Source organism: Pseudoalteromonas sp. MSK9-3 (assembly GCF_003590335.1).
GTDB lineage: Bacteria > Pseudomonadota > Gammaproteobacteria > Enterobacterales > Alteromonadaceae > Pseudoalteromonas.
In genome coordinates this window covers 15,862-36,728 of record NZ_MIET01000046.1, presented here as the reverse complement: position 1 = coordinate 36,728, position 20,867 = coordinate 15,862, and the positions used below count along the sequence as shown (strand labels likewise).

The 20,867-nt window shown below is 40.7% G+C and carries 13 protein-coding genes; 4 read left to right on the top strand and 9 right to left on the bottom strand.

Annotated elements, in window-relative coordinates:
- Positions 1-4: 4 nt before the first annotated feature.
- From BGP78_RS18900 to BGP78_RS18875, 6 genes are all read right to left on the bottom strand, one after another.
- Entirely contained in the window at positions 5-3,100 is a 3,096-nt protein-coding gene (locus BGP78_RS18900; RefSeq protein WP_119862844.1) for an efflux RND transporter permease subunit, read from the bottom strand.
- A 10-nt stretch (positions 3,101-3,110) separates the two neighbouring features.
- The gene (locus BGP78_RS18895; RefSeq protein WP_119862843.1) at positions 3,111-4,238 is read right to left on the bottom strand and encodes an efflux RND transporter periplasmic adaptor subunit; all 1,128 of its coding nucleotides are present in this window, start codon (positions 4,236-4,238) and stop codon (positions 3,111-3,113) included.
- A 51-nt stretch (positions 4,239-4,289) separates the two neighbouring features.
- Entirely contained in the window at positions 4,290-4,655 is a 366-nt protein-coding gene (locus BGP78_RS18890) for a hypothetical protein (protein WP_119862842.1), read from the bottom strand.
- A 325-nt stretch (positions 4,656-4,980) separates the two neighbouring features.
- The gene (locus tag BGP78_RS18885; protein ID WP_119862841.1) at positions 4,981-5,175 is read right to left on the bottom strand and encodes a bacterioferritin-associated ferredoxin; all 195 of its coding nucleotides are present in this window, start codon (positions 5,173-5,175) and stop codon (positions 4,981-4,983) included.
- Positions 5,176-5,446: 271 nt separating this feature from the next.
- On the bottom strand, positions 5,447-8,215 hold the full coding sequence (locus BGP78_RS18880; protein ID WP_119862840.1) for a hybrid sensor histidine kinase/response regulator: 2,769 nt from the start codon (positions 8,213-8,215) through the stop codon (positions 5,447-5,449).
- A gap of 89 nt (positions 8,216-8,304) precedes the next feature.
- Positions 8,305-9,195, bottom strand: coding sequence for a cation diffusion facilitator family transporter (locus BGP78_RS18875; protein WP_119862839.1), 891 nt, complete (start codon positions 9,193-9,195; stop codon positions 8,305-8,307).
- Between the two features lie 347 nt (positions 9,196-9,542).
- On the opposite strand from BGP78_RS18875, the gene BGP78_RS18870 reads away from it, so the two are divergent.
- Genes BGP78_RS18870 through BGP78_RS18860 form a run of 3 tightly spaced genes read left to right on the top strand, consistent with a single transcriptional unit; the run spans position 9,543 to position 13,856 of the window.
- On the top strand, positions 9,543-10,727 hold the full coding sequence (locus BGP78_RS18870; protein WP_119862838.1) for a response regulator: 1,185 nt from the start codon (positions 9,543-9,545) through the stop codon (positions 10,725-10,727).
- A 17-nt stretch (positions 10,728-10,744) separates the two neighbouring features.
- Positions 10,745-13,513 (top strand): ATP-binding protein, encoded by a 2,769-nt coding sequence (locus tag BGP78_RS18865; protein WP_119862837.1) that lies wholly within the window; start codon positions 10,745-10,747, stop codon positions 13,511-13,513.
- Positions 13,506-13,856: an Hpt domain-containing protein gene (locus BGP78_RS18860; protein ID WP_119862836.1), complete on the top strand. Its 351-nt coding sequence runs from the start codon at positions 13,506-13,508 to the stop codon at positions 13,854-13,856. Before BGP78_RS18865 ends, BGP78_RS18860 begins: the two co-directional genes overlap by 8 nt.
- Here the strand turns inward: BGP78_RS18860 and BGP78_RS18855 are convergent.
- A complete protein-coding gene (locus BGP78_RS18855; protein ID WP_119862835.1) occupies positions 13,853-15,685 on the bottom strand; it encodes a diguanylate cyclase in 1,833 nt (610 codons plus the stop codon). The genes BGP78_RS18860 and BGP78_RS18855 overlap by 4 nt on opposite strands.
- A gap of 244 nt (positions 15,686-15,929) precedes the next feature.
- Between BGP78_RS18855 and BGP78_RS18850 the strand changes: the two genes are divergently transcribed.
- The gene (locus BGP78_RS18850) at positions 15,930-16,799 is read left to right on the top strand and encodes a GyrI-like domain-containing protein (RefSeq protein ID WP_119862834.1); all 870 of its coding nucleotides are present in this window, start codon (positions 15,930-15,932) and stop codon (positions 16,797-16,799) included.
- Between the two features lie 129 nt (positions 16,800-16,928).
- Here the strand turns inward: BGP78_RS18850 and BGP78_RS18845 are convergent, their stop codons facing one another.
- The gene (locus tag BGP78_RS18845) at positions 16,929-19,382 is read right to left on the bottom strand and encodes a TonB-dependent siderophore receptor (protein ID WP_119862833.1); all 2,454 of its coding nucleotides are present in this window, start codon (positions 19,380-19,382) and stop codon (positions 16,929-16,931) included.
- Positions 19,383-19,626: 244 nt separating this feature from the next.
- Positions 19,627-20,757, bottom strand: coding sequence for a PepSY domain-containing protein (locus BGP78_RS18840; RefSeq protein WP_119862832.1), 1,131 nt, complete (start codon positions 20,755-20,757; stop codon positions 19,627-19,629).
- Positions 20,758-20,867 lie beyond the last annotated feature (110 nt).

Below are 20,867 nucleotides of genomic sequence, written 5' to 3'. Positions count from 1 at the left end.
AGAGTTACTTATGAGCTCGAAAATATAAGTTTGGTAAAATATAGAGGGTTAATATCGTTGCCGAGAAAATGCCGCCAATGATGACTGTTGCGAGTGGTTTTTGAATTTCAGCACCTGTGGTGGTAATGAACAGGATGGGCAATAGCCCCAATATCGACGTAATTGCGGTCATTAGTACTGGAGCAAAGCGAGACTTCGCACCTTCTGCTATTGCCTTTGTTAATGCATATTCACTGCGCTGACGGTTTATGCTGTCGACTAACACCACCCCATTTAACACGGCTACCCCAAATAAAGTAATAAATCCGACCGCACTCGCTACAGACAAATAAAGCCCTGACCAATAGAGGGCGATCACGCCACCAATCAATGACAATGGAATCGCACACGCTACAATCAACGTTTGCCTGAGTGAGTTAAATGCCAAATAGAGCAGTAATAAAACGCCCATAAGCGCCATCGGAATAACCAACATGAGCTTAGCGTTTGCGCGTTGCTGGCTTTCAAATTGCCCACCAATACTGACGCTATATCCCGGTGGCAGTGTCATTGCATCCAATTTATTTTGTATATCATCAACTACCCCGCCCATATCTCTGCCAGCGACGTTTGCTTGGATCACAATACGCCTTTGTACATCATCTCTCCTAATTTGAGCGGGACCTTGCTGATAATTTATATTTGCCACTTGTGACAAAGTTAGCCATGCACCCGTCGGCGATAATAGCTTAATGCGACCGATGGCTTCAGGGCTCCTTCGCTCATCTGCCTGCAAGCGCACTTGAATATCATATCGTTCATTTGAGACGATGATCTGCCCAGCAGATGCTCCCCCAATACCTTGGGATATAACATTCATAACATCTTTAACTGCTAAACCATAACGAGATAATATTGCACGTTTAGGCGTAATAATAAGCTGCAATTCTCCGCCTAATTGCTCAGCGGATACATCAACCGCCCCTTCCACACCTTTTACAGCTTCGGCTATTCGCTGCGCATGTTCACTCAACCCCTCTAGCTCAGGCCCACTTAACTTAATTGATAGCTGAGCTTTAACCCCTGATAACAACTCATCGACTCTCATCGCGATAGGCTGAGAAAATGTCAGTAAAACCCCCGGGAATATAGCTAACTTATCAAACATGGCTTTTTCTAACTCTTGCCGTGTACGACCACTTTGCCATGTATGCTTTGGCTTTAGTCCGATGTAAATTTCAATATTATTTACTGGTTCAGGATCGCCTCCCAACTCAGGACGGCCCACACGGCTGAGCGTGTACGTCACTTCAGGAAACGTCATGAGTTGTTGTTCAATTTTGGGAGATAACGCCAAAGAAGTGTCTAAACTCGCGGATGGTGCAAGTGTGACGCGTAAATTCAGCGTCCCCTCTTCCAAGGTGGGTACAAACTCACTGCCAAGCTGCTTAAATGAGTACACTGCAGCGATGCTTGTAACGAGAATAAACATGAGCATGGCTCCTAAGTGATTCAAACTCCAAATCAAGCTCAATTCATACGCTCTAACCAATTTACGCAACCATTTTGGTTCACTTTTTGATTGTGTCGTTTTGAGTAAAAAAGCAGCCAATGCTGGCAGTAAAAACAACGCCACCAACAATGCAGCAATGAGTGCAAAGATAATACTCATTGCCATAGGCTCAAACAGCTTAGCTTCAACACCCTCAAAACTAAATAATGGCAAAAACACCGTTATAATAATGCTCGTTGCAAATAATATAGGCTTAGCGACTTGCTGAGCACCCAACTTAAGACGCTGTATATCATTTCCTTTTCCTTGTTTAGCTTGATGAAATAAACGCTCAACCATGACAACAGAGCCATCAACCAATAACCCAATTGCCACAGCCAGCCCACCTAACGACATTAAGTTGGCGGAGATCCCAAATACATTAAGCATCATCAAAGCCACAGCAATTGAAATTGGGATAGCCAGTAGCACCAAAACTGTGACCGTTATATCAAGCATAAAAAGCCATAACACAAAGAAGATCATAATAAACGCACTTAATAATGCTTGAGTAATGGTCATAACAGCAGCATTAACTAAATTAGACTGATTGTAGATAGGCTCGACAGTGACACCGTCTGGCAACGCTTTATTTATCGATGGTATAAGCGCACTCACACTCGCAATCGTAGCGGAAGTATTTGCTCCCATTCTTTTCAAAATGATACCGCTGATCACTTCTCCGTGCTGTGTCACAATACCCTCTTCGCTTTTTGAAGACAGTGTGACTGCCCCTTGACGAATTTCAGGGCCCAGTGTCACAGTAGCAAGATCGGCAATTGTAACCACCGTACCATTTTGTACCTTTACTGCCACATTGGCGATCTCCGCGAGGCCTTCCTGATCGCTTTTAAACCACCCACTGCCTCTAATACTCACTTGTTCTGCGCTTCTAGGAAGATACCACCCACCAGCATTTTGATTATTATCAGATAGTGCTTCCATCACTTGCGACTGAGCAATCCCGTAGGCAAGTAACTTCTCGGTGTCTAATAAGACTTGATATTGTTTAACTTGCCCACCGAATGACAGTACGTCGGTAACACCATCGACTGGCATCAATAAGCGTTTTACCAACCAATCATTCAGGCTACGCAGCGTCATTAAATCAACCTCTGCTCCTGGGCTAGTTTTCAACACATACTGGAATACTTGCCCCAATCCAGACGTGTTAGGGCCCATTCGAGGTGTACCAATATCACGTGGTATGAGGCTTTTCGCTTCTTGTAACCGCTCAAACACTAACTGTCGAGCAAAATATATGTCTACACCTTCTTTAAATACCACAGTGATCCCACTGAGCCCTGTTTTAGAAATTGAGCGAACTTGCTCTACATCAGGCAGCGCATACATCACCGATTCAATCGGATATGTAATGAGTTTTTCCACCTCTTCTGCACCTAAACCTGGCGCTTGCGTATTGACGGCGACTTGAATATTGGTCACATCCGGAAATGCATCAAGACTAAGTTTAGATGCTTGCATCACGCTCAATATCGTCGCGGTTAAAAAGGCAGCTAATACCAACACTCTGTGCTCAATAGCCATGCTTATCAATCGATTAAACATAAGGTCCCCCTCAGTGGTTGTGGACATCAAAGCTAGACTTCTTAGCCTGAGCGTTTAGGAAGAACACACCGTGCGTGACAATTTTTTCACCAATACGGATCCCGGTTATGGCTACCTTCTCACCATGTTCCTTGTTTACACCCACTTCTTTAGCAATAAAATGGTTTGGCTTTGACTCAATAAATACTTGCCAATCACCGTCTGTACTTTGACTTAATGCATCCCGAGGTATGAGTAACTGTGGCTGTGTACTGGTGACGGCAAATTCAGACATAACAAACATGCCAGCATGAAGATCATGATTGGGGTTATCTACAACCAATTGCACAATAGCGGTGCGCGTTGTCGGATCAATACTATGCCCAGTTTGCAATAACTGCGCAGTAAAGGTTTTATCTTCTAGTTTAATACGAATAGAAGCATTCTTTAATATCGTTAAATCTGTGTTTTGTGGAAATCGAGCTGCTACCCATACTTGCTCTTCATTACTCACTTTCGCTATCACATCTCCTGAAAAAAACCGGCGTCCTATGGTCAACTCTTCTGCTAAAATACTCCCGCCAATCTGCGCATAGACGCTATATAGACCAAGTAGATGTGGCGCCTTCAGTCGGGTTTTTTCGATGTCTTTTTCACTAAACCCATACTCCCTTAACTGACTTGCGGCAGCCTGACGTTCGGCTTTACCCAACAGAAACTCTTTATCGCTCACCGCCTCTCCTTGTAACAAGGTTACTCGTTGCCATTCATCTTCGGCTAGGCGATAACGGATCTGTGCTTTTGCGACTTCATAACTGTATAATGTTGCGAGCTTCTGTTGTGGGGCAACCTCCTCTCCTAAACTCACGTAGCGAGACTTTACTTGTGATGCGACAGCAACACTCACCAATTCAGTGGTAAAATCATTGCTCACAACTTCAGCTGGTGCCATCAGTAACGTTTTTCCTTTGCTTAACGCTAAAGCTTGACTCTCAATACCCGCAGTTAACTGTTGCGCGGGAGTCAGTTCAATCTCGGGATTTGGCTCGTGCTTATGCTCATTTTCTTGGGCTTTTAAAGAAAGCGGCAGTAATAATAAAAAACAGACGCAAAGAGCGCCTATCATGGACATAGTGCCCATATAGCTTACACTTTTCATATTTTTGACTCTTAGTAATTATTAAAATAAACGTTTGGAGGTGTTTAATTACTAAGAAATAGGAGGGCGTAACAGTACAGTATACTGTGCATTGATAAACGCTGACGTACTTTGATAATTGAGTACAGACCGATAACCAATGTTAGATGTTAAGATATCGAGCCATAATATATGGCTTATATGGCAGGCGTGGCAGTGTGCTTCGTCTGCAGCTTCTGAAAGTTGGCTACTTAAATTGTCATGCTGAAGTGTATGACGCTCATGATCATTAGCAGCTGCGCAATGCGCCTCTAAGGTTTGTGCCGCACTCAGTAAATGGGTCGTTAAATGGAAAGCATCATTATTATTTTCAACATCAAAACTGTCCAGCAGAGGCTGGCATAGTAAAATGATGATTAAAAAAAATGATTTATGCACAAAATAATCAATGAATTAAATATTTGCACACCATAACGAACTCCATGACTGAACTCAAGGAATTAATTTACCGAGGTAATAACCGGATCACGGTACATGTTGACTAAAGTGCAGGCCTGTTCATACTCCAAACCTGTTGTATTTAGTATGTTGGTTTATGAGGGAGGTATATTATATTGGTAAGTTTTATTTTAGCACCAAGCGCGTAAAATACATGCTCTGATAATAGAAAGGTTAAATACGTAAACACTCAGCGCTTCTCGTCAAACGCCCACTAAAAAAGGGCCTAAAGACCCTTTTCAAAAATAACCATTTACAATAAATTTTAAGCCACTTGCTCAGTGACATTAACAATGTCTATAAGCTGTTCATTCAGTATTTTCTTGGTGCAATTTGTGCATTTACCACACTGTGTGCCAACACCTAATTCTCTACTGAGCTCACGCATGCTAGTTGCCCCATCTTCAATGGTTTGAACTATTTTTTTGTCTGTGACGCCGTGGCATATGCAGATATACATGAATGAAAACCAATCTCAATAACATTAACTAAAGCTAAGTTTAATCTAAACAAAAATAGTTATCAACCGCATGAATGTAAAAAATGAGAATTATTGCTATTATCATCACATTAAGGTTTAAAGCCATACAAAGCTTTAACATTGTTTATATACGCATTACCCCTTTTACAGTATCAGTGGAGTATCAAGAGCAGGGTTAAAGCATGACCAAACGTGTTCTTGCGCATCATAAACATAAATAATGGTAAACATAGCAGTTGTTGAAAGGTTTTTAGCTATTATGCCAATGGGAAATAGCTTTAAATAAGAGTTGTTCATCAATGGGTTTTGCAACGAAATCATCCATGCCAAATTGCAGGCACTTTAACCTGTCTTCATTATATGCATTCGCAGTAATAGCTATAATGTAAGGGGTTCCATATTTATTTGGCGCATGTTTGATCTGGTGAGTACACTCAAACCCGTCCATATTTGGCATCTGGCAATCCATTAAAACTAACGTGGTCGGGTGCTTTTCTAAGTGAGATAAAGCGTCAAGTCCATCACTGGCTTTTGACAAATTACAGCCCGTTTTACCCAGAATCTTCGATGCTACAATTTGATTAACCATATTATCTTCAACAAGTAGCACATCAATGCCACTCAGATCCGGCACTACATTCAACGTGGCTGTCGATTTATCAGCAGTTGTTGGCGTTGCGGGCAGAACAATGGTAAAGGTACTCCCCTTTCCCACTTTACTTTCTAGAGAAAGAGTCCCCGCCATTGCTTCAACCAAACGCTTAGTGATCGTCAAACCAAGTCCTGTTCCGCCATACTTTCTTGTTGTTGACACATCAGCCTGAGTAAACTCCTGAAAAAGTAATTCTTGCTGAGCATTCGATATCCCGATCCCTGTATCTATAACTTGCACCTCAATATGCTCATTGTTAAATTTAACAATGAGGCTGACGGTGCCTTGCTCGGTAAATTTACCCGCGTTACTGAGCAAGTTATTAACGACCTGCGTGGCCCGTAATGAATCAATAAGCACATACTCGGGTAGCTTTGCATCAATTTGATATTCAAAAGACACCCCATTTTTAATACCTGTTTGTCTGAATACAGCGGCCAAACTATCAAACATTCTAAAGGGATCTGTGGGATGTAAATCCAACGACAATGCGCCCGCTTCAATTTTTGAGTAATCAAGAATATCATTCAGAATAAGCAATAAATTACGCGCAGACGTTTGAATAATGCCTAATTGGTGAGCTGACTCTTCATCGTTTTCAAGCTGCTCTTTTAACAGCCCAGTTAAGCCTATGATCCCATTGAGTGGCGTACGTATTTCATGGCTCATATTCGCCAAAAACTGGCTTTTTGCCTTACTCGCATTATTTGCTGCGGCAACGGCTGCTATCAACTCTTGTGTTTTTTCATCTACCTGCTGCTCTAACTTCGCGTTAAAGTCTGTCAATTGTCGATTAAGCGCCTCATTTTCACCACTGGCCATCTGCAATTTTGAAAAATTCATAGTGAGCTTAAAAGCCAACTGATTAAACTGTTGTTGTAAGGCAATAACTTCTAAACAACTTGTTTCAGAATGAGATGAGTCTTCTATTAACTTATCGGGTTCAAAACGGTGAATATCATCGCTCAACGCGGCTATTGGTTTAACTAACATGCGTGTAAGTTGACTAACAAAAATACTACTTAACACAATGATAAATATTGCCAACAACAAAGACTGCCCCCATGCAGCCGCCGCCGCAAGGTTGACATACTTACGTTCAAGCATCGTTACAACCGTCCAATTCAACGCTTTTGATTTAAATGCTTGTCGGTAAAATACTTGGCCGTGCTGCGTTGTAAATAGTTGCTGTTCACTAGACAGCCAATCGTTAAAAACCTCTTTCGGTATCATATCCAGTGTATTGAAATCGCTCTTCAATGAGCTGTAAACCACCTGGTGACGCGCATCAAGCACAATCAACTCACCCCTTTGCGACAACAGCTTAGGAATAAACTGCTCAAGGGACTCAAATATTAACGACGCCTCTACGACCCCTTTAAATTGCTCATCAATGAAAATAGGCGCAGAAATGCCCACGATAGGATCGTCACCAAACCCCCGCCCTTTAAATATATGAGAGACATATCCATCAGGGTGAAATGGCGCTTGTATGAAGTAATCACGATCGGCAATAGAGGGCATGTCGCCAATCAAGCTTTCTTTCAAGGCTTGCGGGTAATAATGCGACACATAAGCTTGTTCATCTGAAACGATGGCTGTGCGCAAGCCAGAATGCATCGAAATCAACCGCTCTAGCGCAAAGCTTTTATCAATACCGTGGGCGATCCCCTTTGCCGTCATTGAGATTGCTCGAACATAGCTTTGTAAATAGTCTTCAATTTGCTGGTTAATTGTCTCTGAAGTCTCATCTAGTTGAGCTTGTACTTCAAATTCAATACGGCTGTAGTGATTGTTTGTCAGCACAATCGACGTGATAAGTACCACTAATACAACCAATAAGCTTATTGTGTAGTTTAAAATGGCGTAGAGTGGTTGAGCACGCCATAGCGCTCTCACTAAAAAAAAGCTGAGTAAATCTATCACCGCTAAATAAAGTGTGGCATTAATAAAATACTTAGCTAAGGCGGTGAAAATGACTAATAAGGGTAAGTTTAGAACGTAAAAGCCAAAGACAAAAAGTAAAGGCAGGCCAACAACGAACCAAAAGCCTATTCCACGAATGAAAAAAGGTTTTTGAGGGCGGACACACAAAAACTGAAGCCACAGTATTTCTAGCAAGAACACCACAGATGGCCAGCTATGACCCCAACGATAAAAGATAAAACTGCCCGTAATACACGCAGCTAATACTGCGTATTTCCAGCCAAATAAGACCAAACAACTTAAAACAAAAAGTTGGCCAAAAAGGAACTCAGAACTATCCAAGAACCAAAATGGTAACAAATTAACAAACCCACCGATCATTGCGAGTATCACAGTGAACGCAACAGGTTTGTATTTATTATTCAATCCGAACAATGGCATGTCCTTTAACTTAAGTCTCTTAAAGGTAAAAGAAAAAAGCTATTTTGCCAAGTTATAAACCGCAACAATCAGATTTAATTTAACTACACCTAATGATCAGGGCAATCATGGCTCTCAATTTGTAAAACACAACTTGAAATATCAAATGTTTGCTTGAGTAGCGTCTCGATTTGAGCTCGGCACGACTCATCGTGTTTATCTATCGTGCAATGATGCTTTAACACGATATGTGCACCAACAGCCAACTTTCCATCCAGTTCACTTATAGCCACGTTGTGTACACTTTCTACATGCTCTGTACTTAATATTTTCGTCTCAATATGCTGTATTTTCGGCAGTTTAGGGGAAGAAAAGAACAGTCCTATCACACAGCTACGGATCACTTTTACCCCAGTAAACAGCACAAACAATGAAATGAGCATACTTGAGATAATGTCTATCACTTCATAGCCTGTTACATAAATCAGTATACCTGCAATAAAGGTCGATACCGTTGATAGCAAATCAAAAAATGAGTGCAAAAATACCGCATAAACGTTAATGCTGTCTTTTCTGCCTTTATACAGTACCCATGCTGATGCGCCATGAAATAAAAACCCAATCGCTGAAATCACAGACATTAAATACGTATTTACTTCAAAATCATGCCCTTGACTATGATCTATAAAGCGTTCTGAACCTTCAAGTAAGATCACCAATGAAATAATTAAATACAACGAGCCATTAATTAATCCACCAACATACTCTGCTTTTTTATATCCATCGTGAAATGTCTTAGCTAAATGGATTGCCAATGTTGATGCAATAAGCGCAATAAATAAACTGCTATTATGGACAAACAAATGCCCAGCATCTGCTGCAACAGCTAAAGAATTAGAAAAATAGGCACCAATTAATTGGATCACCATAAAGGTACAGGTAATTGCCAAAGCAATTAACAAGCGAGCACGAGAGGCACGGTGTGTTGTTATGTCCGTCATTAAAGAAACTGGAAACCTTAAACTTGTGAAATGCTACCGCAAGGGGTAATGATATACAGTCGCAATTGTAGCGTGAATTTCATTTTGACGCATTAAAAACCTCACGCCGCACACACATTCCTTATTTTGTGGGTACAACCTAAAGACCGCATTTTCGTGAGCATGCTATCAAAACAAGAACTTTGAATACTTTTTAAACCACTATTGCTTTGCACCATAACCTTACTATAGTCAGAGAGTACATAGTAATAATGGCTTAGTTCTCAGCCTGAAAAACACAGTGTGATTAACCCTCAGTGCTGACTATAGCAGTCGGTTTAAGGACAGTTTATTTATGGAATTTCACTATGTCTCGTAAAGAAATTGAACATGTCGAACGCCACCCTAAAGTCATACTAATTTGTGACAAAGTGGATGAACTGGGTGGCGTCAGTGATGTTATTAGTTCCCAAATAACTGCATTTCGCGTTTTAACTAAGTTTCGGGATATAAAAGATGTCATCATTGACTCTGCTCCTCATGTTCTCATTCTTGCCATGCCCAGTGTCAGTGCCAGCATTGAATTATATAAAACACTCGTCGAACAGGGTTTATTAGACTACCCCCATGAAAACATTTTATTATGTGAAAATAAAGAATCAGGGGTTGGGTTTCGTTGCTGTATGAAACATATATTCTGCGATTACTTCGTATATAAACCCATGTATGAAAATTACCGCTTGCGCATGATATTACACAATGCATTGTTGCGCTGTGAAAATGCTCATGACACCACCCACATTAGAGAAGAGCACTTTGGTAACATAGACGAAAGCTTAAAACAGCTTATCGACGATGCATCTGCTTACCACACAGATGCACAGCATACACTATCCACAGCTCGGAAAAACATCGACCAAGCAAAGGGCGTTAACGATATTCAAACCGCACTTATGAACGAACTTAAAGCACAGCATATCAACCCATTGCTCGACCAACTTGAACAAAAGTTGGCCATGAGTATTGAAGAACTCACCAACAGCCTTAAAAACAAGCAATTGTCTCTTGCTGAGCTTTCTGCACTGTTGATTGAAAAATCTCTGCCAGAAACAAATCAAAAAGTAACAGACTATCAGAATGATAAACCAGCTCAAAACAAGCCTGAGGCAGAGAGCCAGTATATAAAAATTATGGTCATAGAAGATAACGAAATCTATCGAGAGATGATCAGTAAAATACTAATTAATGCGGGCCATAATGTAGAAGCTGTATCTAGTGGGCTCATCGCAATAAAAAAATTAAAAAAACAAAAATACAATATGATTTTTATGGATTTGTTTATGCCTGAGTTAGATGGGTACAACACCACTCGCAATATTAGAAATATCAGCCATTGTAAAAACTTACCCATCGTTGCGCTTACCAGTAACAAAAACAAAGATCTGATCCGCAAGTGGGCAACGCTTGGCTTAACCGCCTATATTGCCAAACCATCCACTAAGCAATCAATACTCAAAGCGGTTGAAAAAGCAAAAAGAGCTATTGCTAGCTAGCAACAAGGATATTGTCTATGCAACCGCTTCTCAATGCACTGCCATTAATGAAAATAACCAGCACCGGTGATATTAGTACTATTAATGAAGGTTGCAGAACATTATTACAGCTATCTGATAAAGAAGTAAAAAATAAGCCTCTGAGTCATTTTTTCGCATTTTCAGTCTATTTTGACTATCGCGACATAACATTAGGTGATTCTGCAACGGTGACCGCCTATTACAAAAATAGGTTTGCATACTCACTGCAGTTTTATCATTGTGAACCGAACAGTTACGATATTCTTGTAGTCAATAATCACACAGAAACGCCTCACCTATCCTCTTTGAGGTCTACCTATATTTTAGACACCGCAATTTCTTGCGCAAACATAGGGATTTGGCGCTTTGATACCTCTTTTAATAATGTGTATTTCTCCGATAGCTTTTATCAACTTATAAAACAGCTGCCCAGTGAGGGGTTGTCATGGGATAAATTTACATCGTTGGTACACACAGATGATCAAGCACAACTCACACGCCTCTTCATTGAATCGCAAGCCAATACGCCTCTGAGTTTTGAATTTAGAATGACGATTTCAGGTCAACTACATTGGTACCAAATACTCGCAAACCAACCCAATAACTACAAAAAATACTGGTACGGTACGCTACAAGAATGTAGCCAAGAAAAGCAAATGGCCAAAGCACTCAATGAAGCCAACGAAAACCGCCGGATCGCGTTAGAAGCAGGTAAAATAGGGAGTTGGCGAAGCGTTAAAAAAGATCAACACTGGGAATGGGCATGGGATCAGCAAGCCAATGCTATCTTTCAGATGAATATGAGTGAATCGACCCAAATTAGTAGCTGGTTAAAGAATATTCACCCCGATGATATATCAAATGCATTCAAAGCATTTCGGCATGCGCTAGAAACAGGCAAAGAATTTGAACACGAATGTCGATACCTTCAACCCTCGAATAACATCATACATCTCCTTATAAAAGGCTTAGTTACTCAAAACAACGTGGGTGACAGCATACGGGTTGACGGCGTTGTTATTGATCAAACAACCGCATTTAAAACAAAAGCGCAATTGCAAGAAGTAAACCTCAACCTAGAAGAAAAAGTAAGGGCGCGCACCGCAGAACTTGATAATGCACTAAAGCATGCTGAAACGGCTAACAAGTCAAAATCAGACTTTTTATCTATGATGAGTCATGAATTACGCACACCAATGAACGTTATTATTGGTGCATTAGACCTGCTCACATTGCAAGAGAACAACCTAGAAGAGCAAGAGTTATTAGACACTGCCTCTATTTCTGCGAATAACCTAGTCTCTATCCTCAACGACATTTTAGATATAACCAAAATTGAAGCGGGTAAGTTAGAACTAGACTGCGTAGATTTTGATTTATCAGAGCTCATTTATAACATTCTTGTGGTGTTTGGCCCAGTTGCGCGTGCAAAAGGCGTCAACCTATCTGTGTTTGAGTCCACTCAATTACCGGCTCTTATTAATACCGATGACAACCGTGTCAGGCAAGTGTTATTCAACCTGATCAGTAATGCGATAAAGTTTTGTGGAAACACCGACGACAAAGTAGGTGCTGTGGCAATTAATATTGACTGGCAGCCAGAAAATGAGCTTATTCATACCCTTATAGTTTCAGTTCAAGATAACGGTATTGGCATCGACAAAGACACACAAAAAAAACTCTTCACGCCATTTACTCAAGCAGACAAAACCACAACACGACGTTTTGGCGGCACGGGGCTGGGTTTGGCTATATGTGGTCGACTCATAGACCTGATGGGCGGCCAACTAAATCTAAAGAGTGAACCCCATGAAGGAAGTACTTTTACGGTTCGTATTCCGATTTGGCACAGTCAGCCGCGAGCCCAAGCATTGCCATTAACAGACATTACCCTCGTCACTAACGATGAAAACGAACTGCATACTCAACACCTTGTCAAAATACTCAACACCATACGTATCACAAAGCTCACTCCCTGGAGCAGCTTAAAAGGGTTAGATTCACAGCAAACTTATATTTTTATTCTCACGAGTGTATATGAGCAAACTCAATTAGATACCCTGAAAAATATACAAAGCAATGCGATTATTTTAGTCAATGGTAACGACTTAGCGCCAATCAAGCAGCTCATTCACAACGTGCCAGTAGCATTTTTGAATACACAAACTTTTTTCTCCATTAAAAAGTTGCTTAATCGTTTAAACAATATCGCATCACCTGCCCCACTCAGTTTGTCAGAGGCTGATTTTGACTTAGATCTAGAACTAGATTTTAATGCCAACACAAACAAAGAACCATCACACTACAATAGTGAACACAGCACCAATACGGCAGATCACAATGCGCAATCCTCCGCGCTTATTAACCCTACATATAATGAAAATACACAGTCTAATGCCACTATTTTGCTGGTGGAAGATAACCCTTTTAACCAAAAGCTAATGACAAAGCAGCTCACGAAACTGGGCTATACTTGCGATATTGCCGAAAATGGCGAGCTTGGTCTGAGTCAATGGCAAGAAAAGTCGTACACATTAATTTTAACTGACTGCCATATGCCAGAAATGGATGGCTATGAAATGACCGAACTGATCCGTCAAAAAGAACAACATTTAGGCAAAGCGCCCATCCCTATCATTGCCGTCACAGGAGCCGCGATGAAAGGCGACAGAGATTACTGCTTATCAAAAGGCATGTCAGACTTTATAAGCAAGCCCATTACATTAGACAAATTTAAAACGGTGATCGGGAGGTGGTATGCATAACAAAGAATTAAGCGATCTAAAAACCATTAACCAACAAGTCATGATAGATTTAATTGGCGACGATAAAGCTGAAATTGCCCACTTCCAACAGCAGTTTTTACGCCAAGCAAAAACCAGCTTGCAACACATTGCCCAGCTATATCGACAAGAGCAATTTAATAAAATAAAAGATGAAGCACACTTTTTAAAAACCTCAGCAAAAGCCATTGGTGCCGAACTATGTGCTTATCATTTACAAACGCTAGAACACGCCTCTTTGGCGCAAGACAAAGTAAAATGTAAACAACATATTCATAACCTTAGCAACGAGTTAAAGCAAGTATATTTGTCAGCATCTGGTTAATTTATATGCCTAATAGCCCCCATTTCACTGGCTGTGACGACTTGGTTTCTACCATTATGTTTGGCTGTGTATAACGCCTTATCGGCCAACTCAAGCTGTGTGAGAGGCATATTACTATCCGGTTGATGCCCTGCAACACCAATACTCACAGTTAGCTCAATGGCCCCAATATTAGTGAGCATAGGCTGTGCTGCAATACTAACACGTATTTTCTCAGCGATTACCGCACCATCATGCTCTTGCGCATACGGTAACACAATGCAAAATTCCTCGCCTCCATAGCGAGCGACCAAATCACCAATGCGGGTTATTTCACCAGTTATACGCGATGCGACTAATTTCAAGCAGGTATCGCCCACTTGATGTCCATACTCATCGTTCACCTTTTTAAAAAAGTCGACATCGATCATTAACAAGCAAATAGGATAATTAAACCTCACCGCTCTGGCATACTCTACATCTAGAAATTCATCTAGCCTACGTCGATTTGCAACGCCGGTGAGTGCATCGGTAATTGCCGACTGCATAAGTTTGATATTCGCCTCTTCCAGTTCTGCAGTGCGCTGATGAACCTGTTGTTCTAATGTTTCCTTTGCATTGGCTAAATGTTTCATCAACGAGTCTTTTAGCTGCAACTTTTCTTTTCGTTCAATTTGCAGGCTTTTAGCAATCGCAAATGACAAACATAATATTTCAAAGCTAATACCAAACATCAATGCATGCTCAGTAAACCAATTAAATGGCACTAAACTGATCTTCGTTGCCACTAACACTAAACCACCAAACAAAGCGCCACCCCATGCCACGCTATAGAATTTGGCAACCTCTAATCCATCTTTAACGCGCACATATCCAACCACAAGCCCGAGCACACAACATGCCAAACTAAAATAAATAGTAGGTGCTAATAACATTTCATACGGTAGAGTGAGTGAAACTGCCCCCATCAAAGCAACTGCCGCAACCAAGTATCGTAAAGCCAGATTAAACCGTGGATAAGCTTGCGCGATGTTAAGCAAGCTTTTGCTGAAAAGAATGCCAAAAAACACAATAACATAAAGGATGAAAATACTAGATTGACCATTCCACCAAATACTGTTTGGCCAGAAATACTGAAAACTCAGGCCCGATAAGTTACACAACAATAACGTCATGCTACTGATATAACCGAGGTAATACCCATAAACTCGCTTTCGTGTAATAATCGCACAAGAGCACACATAAACGAACAGCAACGCCATCAACCCAAAGTACGCACCTAAAATCAGTGTATTGATCTGATTTCTTTCAGTAAAATCAGACGCTTTCCATAATTTCACAGGAAATATCATCACACTTGAGGTTTTTAACCGCGCGTAAAATTGTACATTCTCATTGGGTGTGATGGTAAACGGAATTAAAAAAAAGCGATGCTTTATTGGCCGGCTGGCAAAACGTTCCAAATCGCCTAATTGATAACTAAACAGTTGACCTTGATGCTCTATATAGACTTCTAAGTCATCTAATAAAGGGTAACTCACTTCAAAAATAACGCTTTGTTTTTGAGACCCATGTAACGAAAATGAATGCCTAAACCAATAAACTTTGTCAGTTATCCCTAAATTTAAATTGTCTTTTGAGTGGGGCTGCCATTTCAATTGCTTTGACGTCGCTACATAGTCAAATGTTGCAACTTCTGAAGTGACGGTATAAGAAAAACTGCGACTTAACCCTGCACCACCATTAGATAGATCATATTTGGGTTGTCCTGCATTCACATAAGTACTAAACACCGCTAGTACAAAAATAAAGCAGTATAAACATAGAGTTTTTTTTACAACATTCATCATATGAATAACTCAAAACCCAGTATAGAAAAAGCCCTAACCTCACCGCCACCACTATTGCAATAGCATCAATTAAATGTATGTTAGATCTTCTAGGTTTACAAATTAATTTCAAACACACCGAAAAAAGTTGTACTTTAAAAAGCGCAAACATTATCAACCCTACGTCATGTAAAGTAGTAACCGTTGCATAAGCAAATACATTTATATAAATTCATTGTGACCAGAAGCAGGACATGCCGTAAAAATGAAAGCCATAACACGCAATTTATATCAACAACGACTATTAGCTGTTATTGATTACATGTATGAAAATACGCATATGGATCTCGAGGTAAATACGTTGGCCGATAAAGCATGTATGTCTGTTTATCATTTTCACCGTATCTACCGCACGTTCACTGGTGAGCCAATCAATGTAACAGTAAGGCGCATGCGCTTATTGAAAGCTTCTGTAATGTTACTGCGTAGTTCTATGAGTCAGCAAGATATCGCTAAACAGGTCCGATATGGCAGTGTAGCTGCGTTTAATCGTGCGTTTACCAAGCACTATGGCGAAACACCTGATGCATATAGAAAGAAGCGAAACTCTTGCTTTACTTGTCCCACTGCGTTTTATCCACCTCAGCAATCAGAGTATCAAATTATGTATAACGTAGAACAACAGACAATGCCCGAATTAACCCTTATTGGTCTTGAACATCGTGGTGATTATATGCAAATCGGCCAAGCGTTTGAAAAGCTCAGTGTAATCGCCAACAGCAAACAACTTTTGGATGAGCAAACCCGATTTTTTGGCTTATATTATGACGACCCAAAGTCAGTAGACGTATCAAGCCTTCGTTCTTGTGCCTGTATCAGCGTACCAGCGGGAGCTTCTCTCTCGTTAGACCCGCAACTCAAAATAATTACCATACCCGCAAGTCAATGCGTAACCTTACTGTTTAAAGGAGATTACGCTGAATTAGAGCAACCGTATGAGTGGCTATTTGGGCATTGGTTACCTCAAAGTGGTTTGGAGCTCGCAGATTTCCCGCCATTTGAAGAGTATTTAAATGATTTAAAAGACACACCGCCAAGCGAACTGCTCACAAATATATGTTGTTTGATTAAATAGTCTAAGCGCTAAAATAGCTAAGCACTAAAATAGCTAAGTACTATGGCGTGTATGCACTCTTTGAGCTGCATAAAAAATGCCCTGAACTCAGTTCAGGGCATTAAAAATATGACATAGTGTCACGCCGCGTTAGAATGTATAAGTTGCGGTGAGCTTCACATTACGTTCATTGCCTGGTAAACCGCCTAAAAACAATGCTTTAGAGTAGTAACGCTCATCTGTTAGATTTTCAAGGTTCAGTTTTACTGAATAGCTATCAGCTGCATACGTTAATGCAGCATCCCATCGCGTAAAGCTGTTAATTGTTGCCTTTGGTAAACCAAAACTGGTTGAGTTGATGGTTCTCTCCCCAACATAGTTTACCCCTAAACTGACTTGTAACGGGGCACTCAGGCTATTAAACATAAAATCATAATTCAGCCACACGCTACTTAACTTTTTCGGGATCCCTTTTCGTTGCCCTGAGGCTTCTTGGCTGCGAATTTCAATTGCATCTTGCCAAGTTGCATTCGCATTCATACTCAGTACATCGTTAATTGCGAGGTTTATATCGACTTCAACTCCATCAGACTTATTCTCATCATCAAAAAAGTATTGCGGCACATCTACATTGTATTCTGGATCATCCGGGTTATCGTTAAATAATTCATTCTCGTAACGTAGATTGGTTCGACGCGTATCAAACCACACAACAGAGCCGATTAGGTCTTCATTTAAAGCAGTAAAGCGCAGCCCTAAATCAATTGATTCAGACTCAGAATCAGGTCTATTTTCGATATTAGATGTACTCGCTGTATTAACTAAACTGCCAAGTACACTATAAGCAGTACGCCCTTTAGCAAAGTTCACAAATGTCGATAATTGCTCTGAGAATTGGTAGTTAATACCCGCATTATACGTAAAACCACCGTCATCCGTATCGGCTTCTACGCCAATGTGTGGTGCTCGATCTGTGCCTTTGTGTTGATACTCTTGTTTAATCGCCGTGTACGCAGCACCGAGTCTGACTGTCAGCTCATCTGTCACATACAAAACTTCTTGAGCGCTTATGCCATAAGCAGTTAACGTCTTGTCATAATTACTGCGCAATACAGGGCTATAGTCTTCAAAGTTACCCGTCGGCCAATTTGGGTTGCGAATATCTAAAATATATGGCACCGCATTATTACCCTCTGCGGCCCCATCGGCATCATAAATAGACCAGCTCTTATTGGCCATGTCGCGGCGCTCATAATTTGTGCTGACAAGATGCTCACCGACAATTGAACCATAATCCCAGCTCAGTTTTAAGTCGGCGAAATACTGCCACGTTTTCTCACTGGCAATTTGCTTTCTATATTCTTGACGTCGTGCCGAATAAGGATAGACATTACCGTCTTGCAGAATTGGGGCACGAGGGTCAGCGTTGATCTCACCTCGACGGTCCCAATACACGTAGTTATACGCACCGGTTTGGCGCGTTAGGTTTGAATCATACTCTCGATACAATACCTGTTGCGTTAAGCTTGACTTATTATCAAAATACCAATCATGACGCAGCTTAATTCGCTTCTCTTCGCCTTTATTTGGCTTTGATAAGGGTGAAATTAAGCTACTCTCGCCTAAATTCAACGGGTGAAGCCCATCGTTTGCTGAAATAGAAGCCGCTAAAACAGCACGCTGCTCATCCGTTAATTGAATACCTAAATTGCCATCAGCATCGGCATCACTATCATTAGGCAATAAATCTGCGCTCACCATGCCTGGTTCACTATTGATACTATCCCAATTTAAAATTCGAACTGGGTCACCGACTGAATCAACCTGTACTTCATCGTCAATATAAGCTGTTGAAAACAGTAAACGGTGGTTAGAGTTTGGTTCAAAGCTCAGCGTCGCGTATAACTCATTGCGCTCTGAGCCAAGGCCTCTAAAGCCATCACTGCTATCATGATTAGCAACAAGTCTATATGCCCATTCTTCAGACAGCACATTGCTCGCGTCTAGCATTAGACCGTAGGTATCCCATGCACCTGCAACCGCTTTCACTTCATACTGTTCAATCGCCAATGGTTTTTTCTCAACTAAGTTGATCACACCACCAGCTGCACCAATGCCATACAAACCTGTTGCTGGACCTTTAAGAACTTCAATACTTTCAATGTTACTAAGCGTTCGTGTCGGGTTAAAACTATTACCAAGATCTGCACCACCGTACATACCATCATACGTGTAGCTCACACCTAACCCACGTAAAATCAAGTTATCGCCAATGCCATAATTATTTCCGGCTTGCGATAAACCACTTACATTGCGAACAGCATCTTGTAATGTATTTGCAGCTTGAACAGAAAGCAGGGCTTTATCCACCACCACAACTGCAGCCGGAGTCTGCATAAGCGCCATGTTGGATTTTGTCACAGTACCTGAGTCCAAAATAAGTTGATTATGACGACCATATACGCTGATCCGTTCAACATTTTTAACACTGTCTTGCTGCTCTTGTGCAACAACACTTGTTGAAACTGCCATACCTGCAGTCAATGCTAATTGAACTGATAAAGCCAATGAACTTACACTAAAACCAAAACGAGAAAGCTGCATACAAACTCCTAAAAATACAACTGTAAGAGGTGGTTACCTCAAAATAGGGTGCGCATACTAGCAACAAACACAAATGATAACAACTCTCATTTGTGTTTTATAAATGTTTATCTTGTTATTTTATATCGAGATATAAATACACAAAGGAATAAATAATCAATTTAAAAACAATGTAAGAACATCAATAACACTTTCTTAAAATGTAATGAAAATAAAGTGGCCATACTCGTCATTAAAGACGAGGCTATGAGGTTATTTTTACGCTATTTCGCTGGTGGATTCTTTTACGACGACGAAAATACCAAAGGTAAATCCCTGTTCCACCGAGTAAAAGTGGTGACAAACCAATAGTGGCGTATACTACCTTACTAAATAAGCCAGCAAAGTTACCAAAATGAAGCTTGCGAAATGTATCAACCAAAATTGTAATAAAACTCTGCTCTCGAATATCATAGTGGCCCAAGTAGTCACCCGTTTGAGCATGGAAATTGACTGTACTGCCATAGTCACTTAACAGCGGATTTACGGTAGGCGCTTGCCCAAAAAGTATGATTGACTCATTGGGTTCGGTCGGAAACAAAATGTAGGTCGTATTGAACCCTGAAATATGAGTTGAAGCTGATTTCACCATATGAGTTACGCTAAGCTCACTATTATATAGGCTGCTTGTCATAATATGATGTTCTGGAGTTTGCTGGTGTTCCTGCCATTCATGAATATAAATAGACACATTATAATAGCCACCCGTGATCCCTAAAACCAGCAGTACTGGAGAGCCCAATGTACCAACCAGTTTATGTAAGTCACTCACCACAACAACCGTTCTAAACCCAAGACGTAAAGTAAACACGCGACGCCAAAACCGCCTATATATGATCAGTCCCGAAACGCCTAAGAAGACTAATAATATGGCAAAGATACTTGTAAAGGCTGTGCCTAAATTCTCATCTATGCCCTTAATATCATTCAAAAGTAACGTGTAATGCAATTGCACCAACCAGTCAGTAAAGTAATGGTGCAGTAATTCAGGTTCACTTAACACGTCGCCAGTGTATGGGTTGAGATAAGATTTAAACCAAATATTGGTTTCTTTTTTGACTAAATATATTCTATCGGCTTCTGCATTTTCACCAAGTAACTCCCAACTGCCTAATGCATAGCCAGGTAGCTGTTCGTTAACTAAGTGAATTAACTGGTCTTCACTTAACCGAGCCGAAGAGGGTACTACCACACTTTTATTCGGAAGCAACACTGAGTCAATCTCAGCTTTAAATACCAGTAGGCTCCCTGTTAAACAAATTAATATGAATGGAATAAAGCATATGATCCCCGCCCATCCATGCAACTCAAATAGTCGCTTTTTCGTTACTAACACATCGACTCCCACATAATAAAGTGTTGCTGTAAGCACAGCGTGTAATAAAATTATCGTTATACTATTTTAAACAATAATAATTATCAAACGCATTTATTATGTAGCCAGTA

What these genes read in the sequence shown, in the direction of transcription:
- BGP78_RS18875 (WP_119862839.1), bottom strand. Translation starts at nt 9,195, where the DNA reads ATGACGGACATAACAACACACCGTGCCTCTCGTGCTCGCTTGTTAATT.
- BGP78_RS18865 (WP_119862837.1), top strand. Translation starts at nt 10,745, where the DNA reads ATGCAACCGCTTCTCAATGCACTGCCATTAATGAAAATAACCAGCACC.
- BGP78_RS18850 (WP_119862834.1), top strand. Translation starts at nt 15,930, where the DNA reads ATGAAAGCCATAACACGCAATTTATATCAACAACGACTATTAGCTGTT.
- BGP78_RS18845 (WP_119862833.1), bottom strand. Translation starts at nt 19,382, where the DNA reads ATGCAGCTTTCTCGTTTTGGTTTTAGTGTAAGTTCATTGGCTTTATCA.
- BGP78_RS18900 (WP_119862844.1), bottom strand. Translation starts at nt 3,100, where the DNA reads ATGTTTAATCGATTGATAAGCATGGCTATTGAGCACAGAGTGTTGGTA.
- BGP78_RS18880 (WP_119862840.1), bottom strand. Translation starts at nt 8,215, where the DNA reads ATGCCATTGTTCGGATTGAATAATAAATACAAACCTGTTGCGTTCACT.
- BGP78_RS18870 (WP_119862838.1), top strand. Translation starts at nt 9,543, where the DNA reads ATGTCTCGTAAAGAAATTGAACATGTCGAACGCCACCCTAAAGTCATA.
- BGP78_RS18855 (WP_119862835.1), bottom strand. Translation starts at nt 15,685, where the DNA reads ATGATGAATGTTGTAAAAAAAACTCTATGTTTATACTGCTTTATTTTT.
- BGP78_RS18885 (WP_119862841.1), bottom strand. Translation starts at nt 5,175, where the DNA reads ATGTATATCTGCATATGCCACGGCGTCACAGACAAAAAAATAGTTCAA.
- BGP78_RS18860 (WP_119862836.1), top strand. Translation starts at nt 13,506, where the DNA reads ATGCATAACAAAGAATTAAGCGATCTAAAAACCATTAACCAACAAGTC.
- BGP78_RS18895 (WP_119862843.1), bottom strand. Translation starts at nt 4,238, where the DNA reads ATGAAAAGTGTAAGCTATATGGGCACTATGTCCATGATAGGCGCTCTT.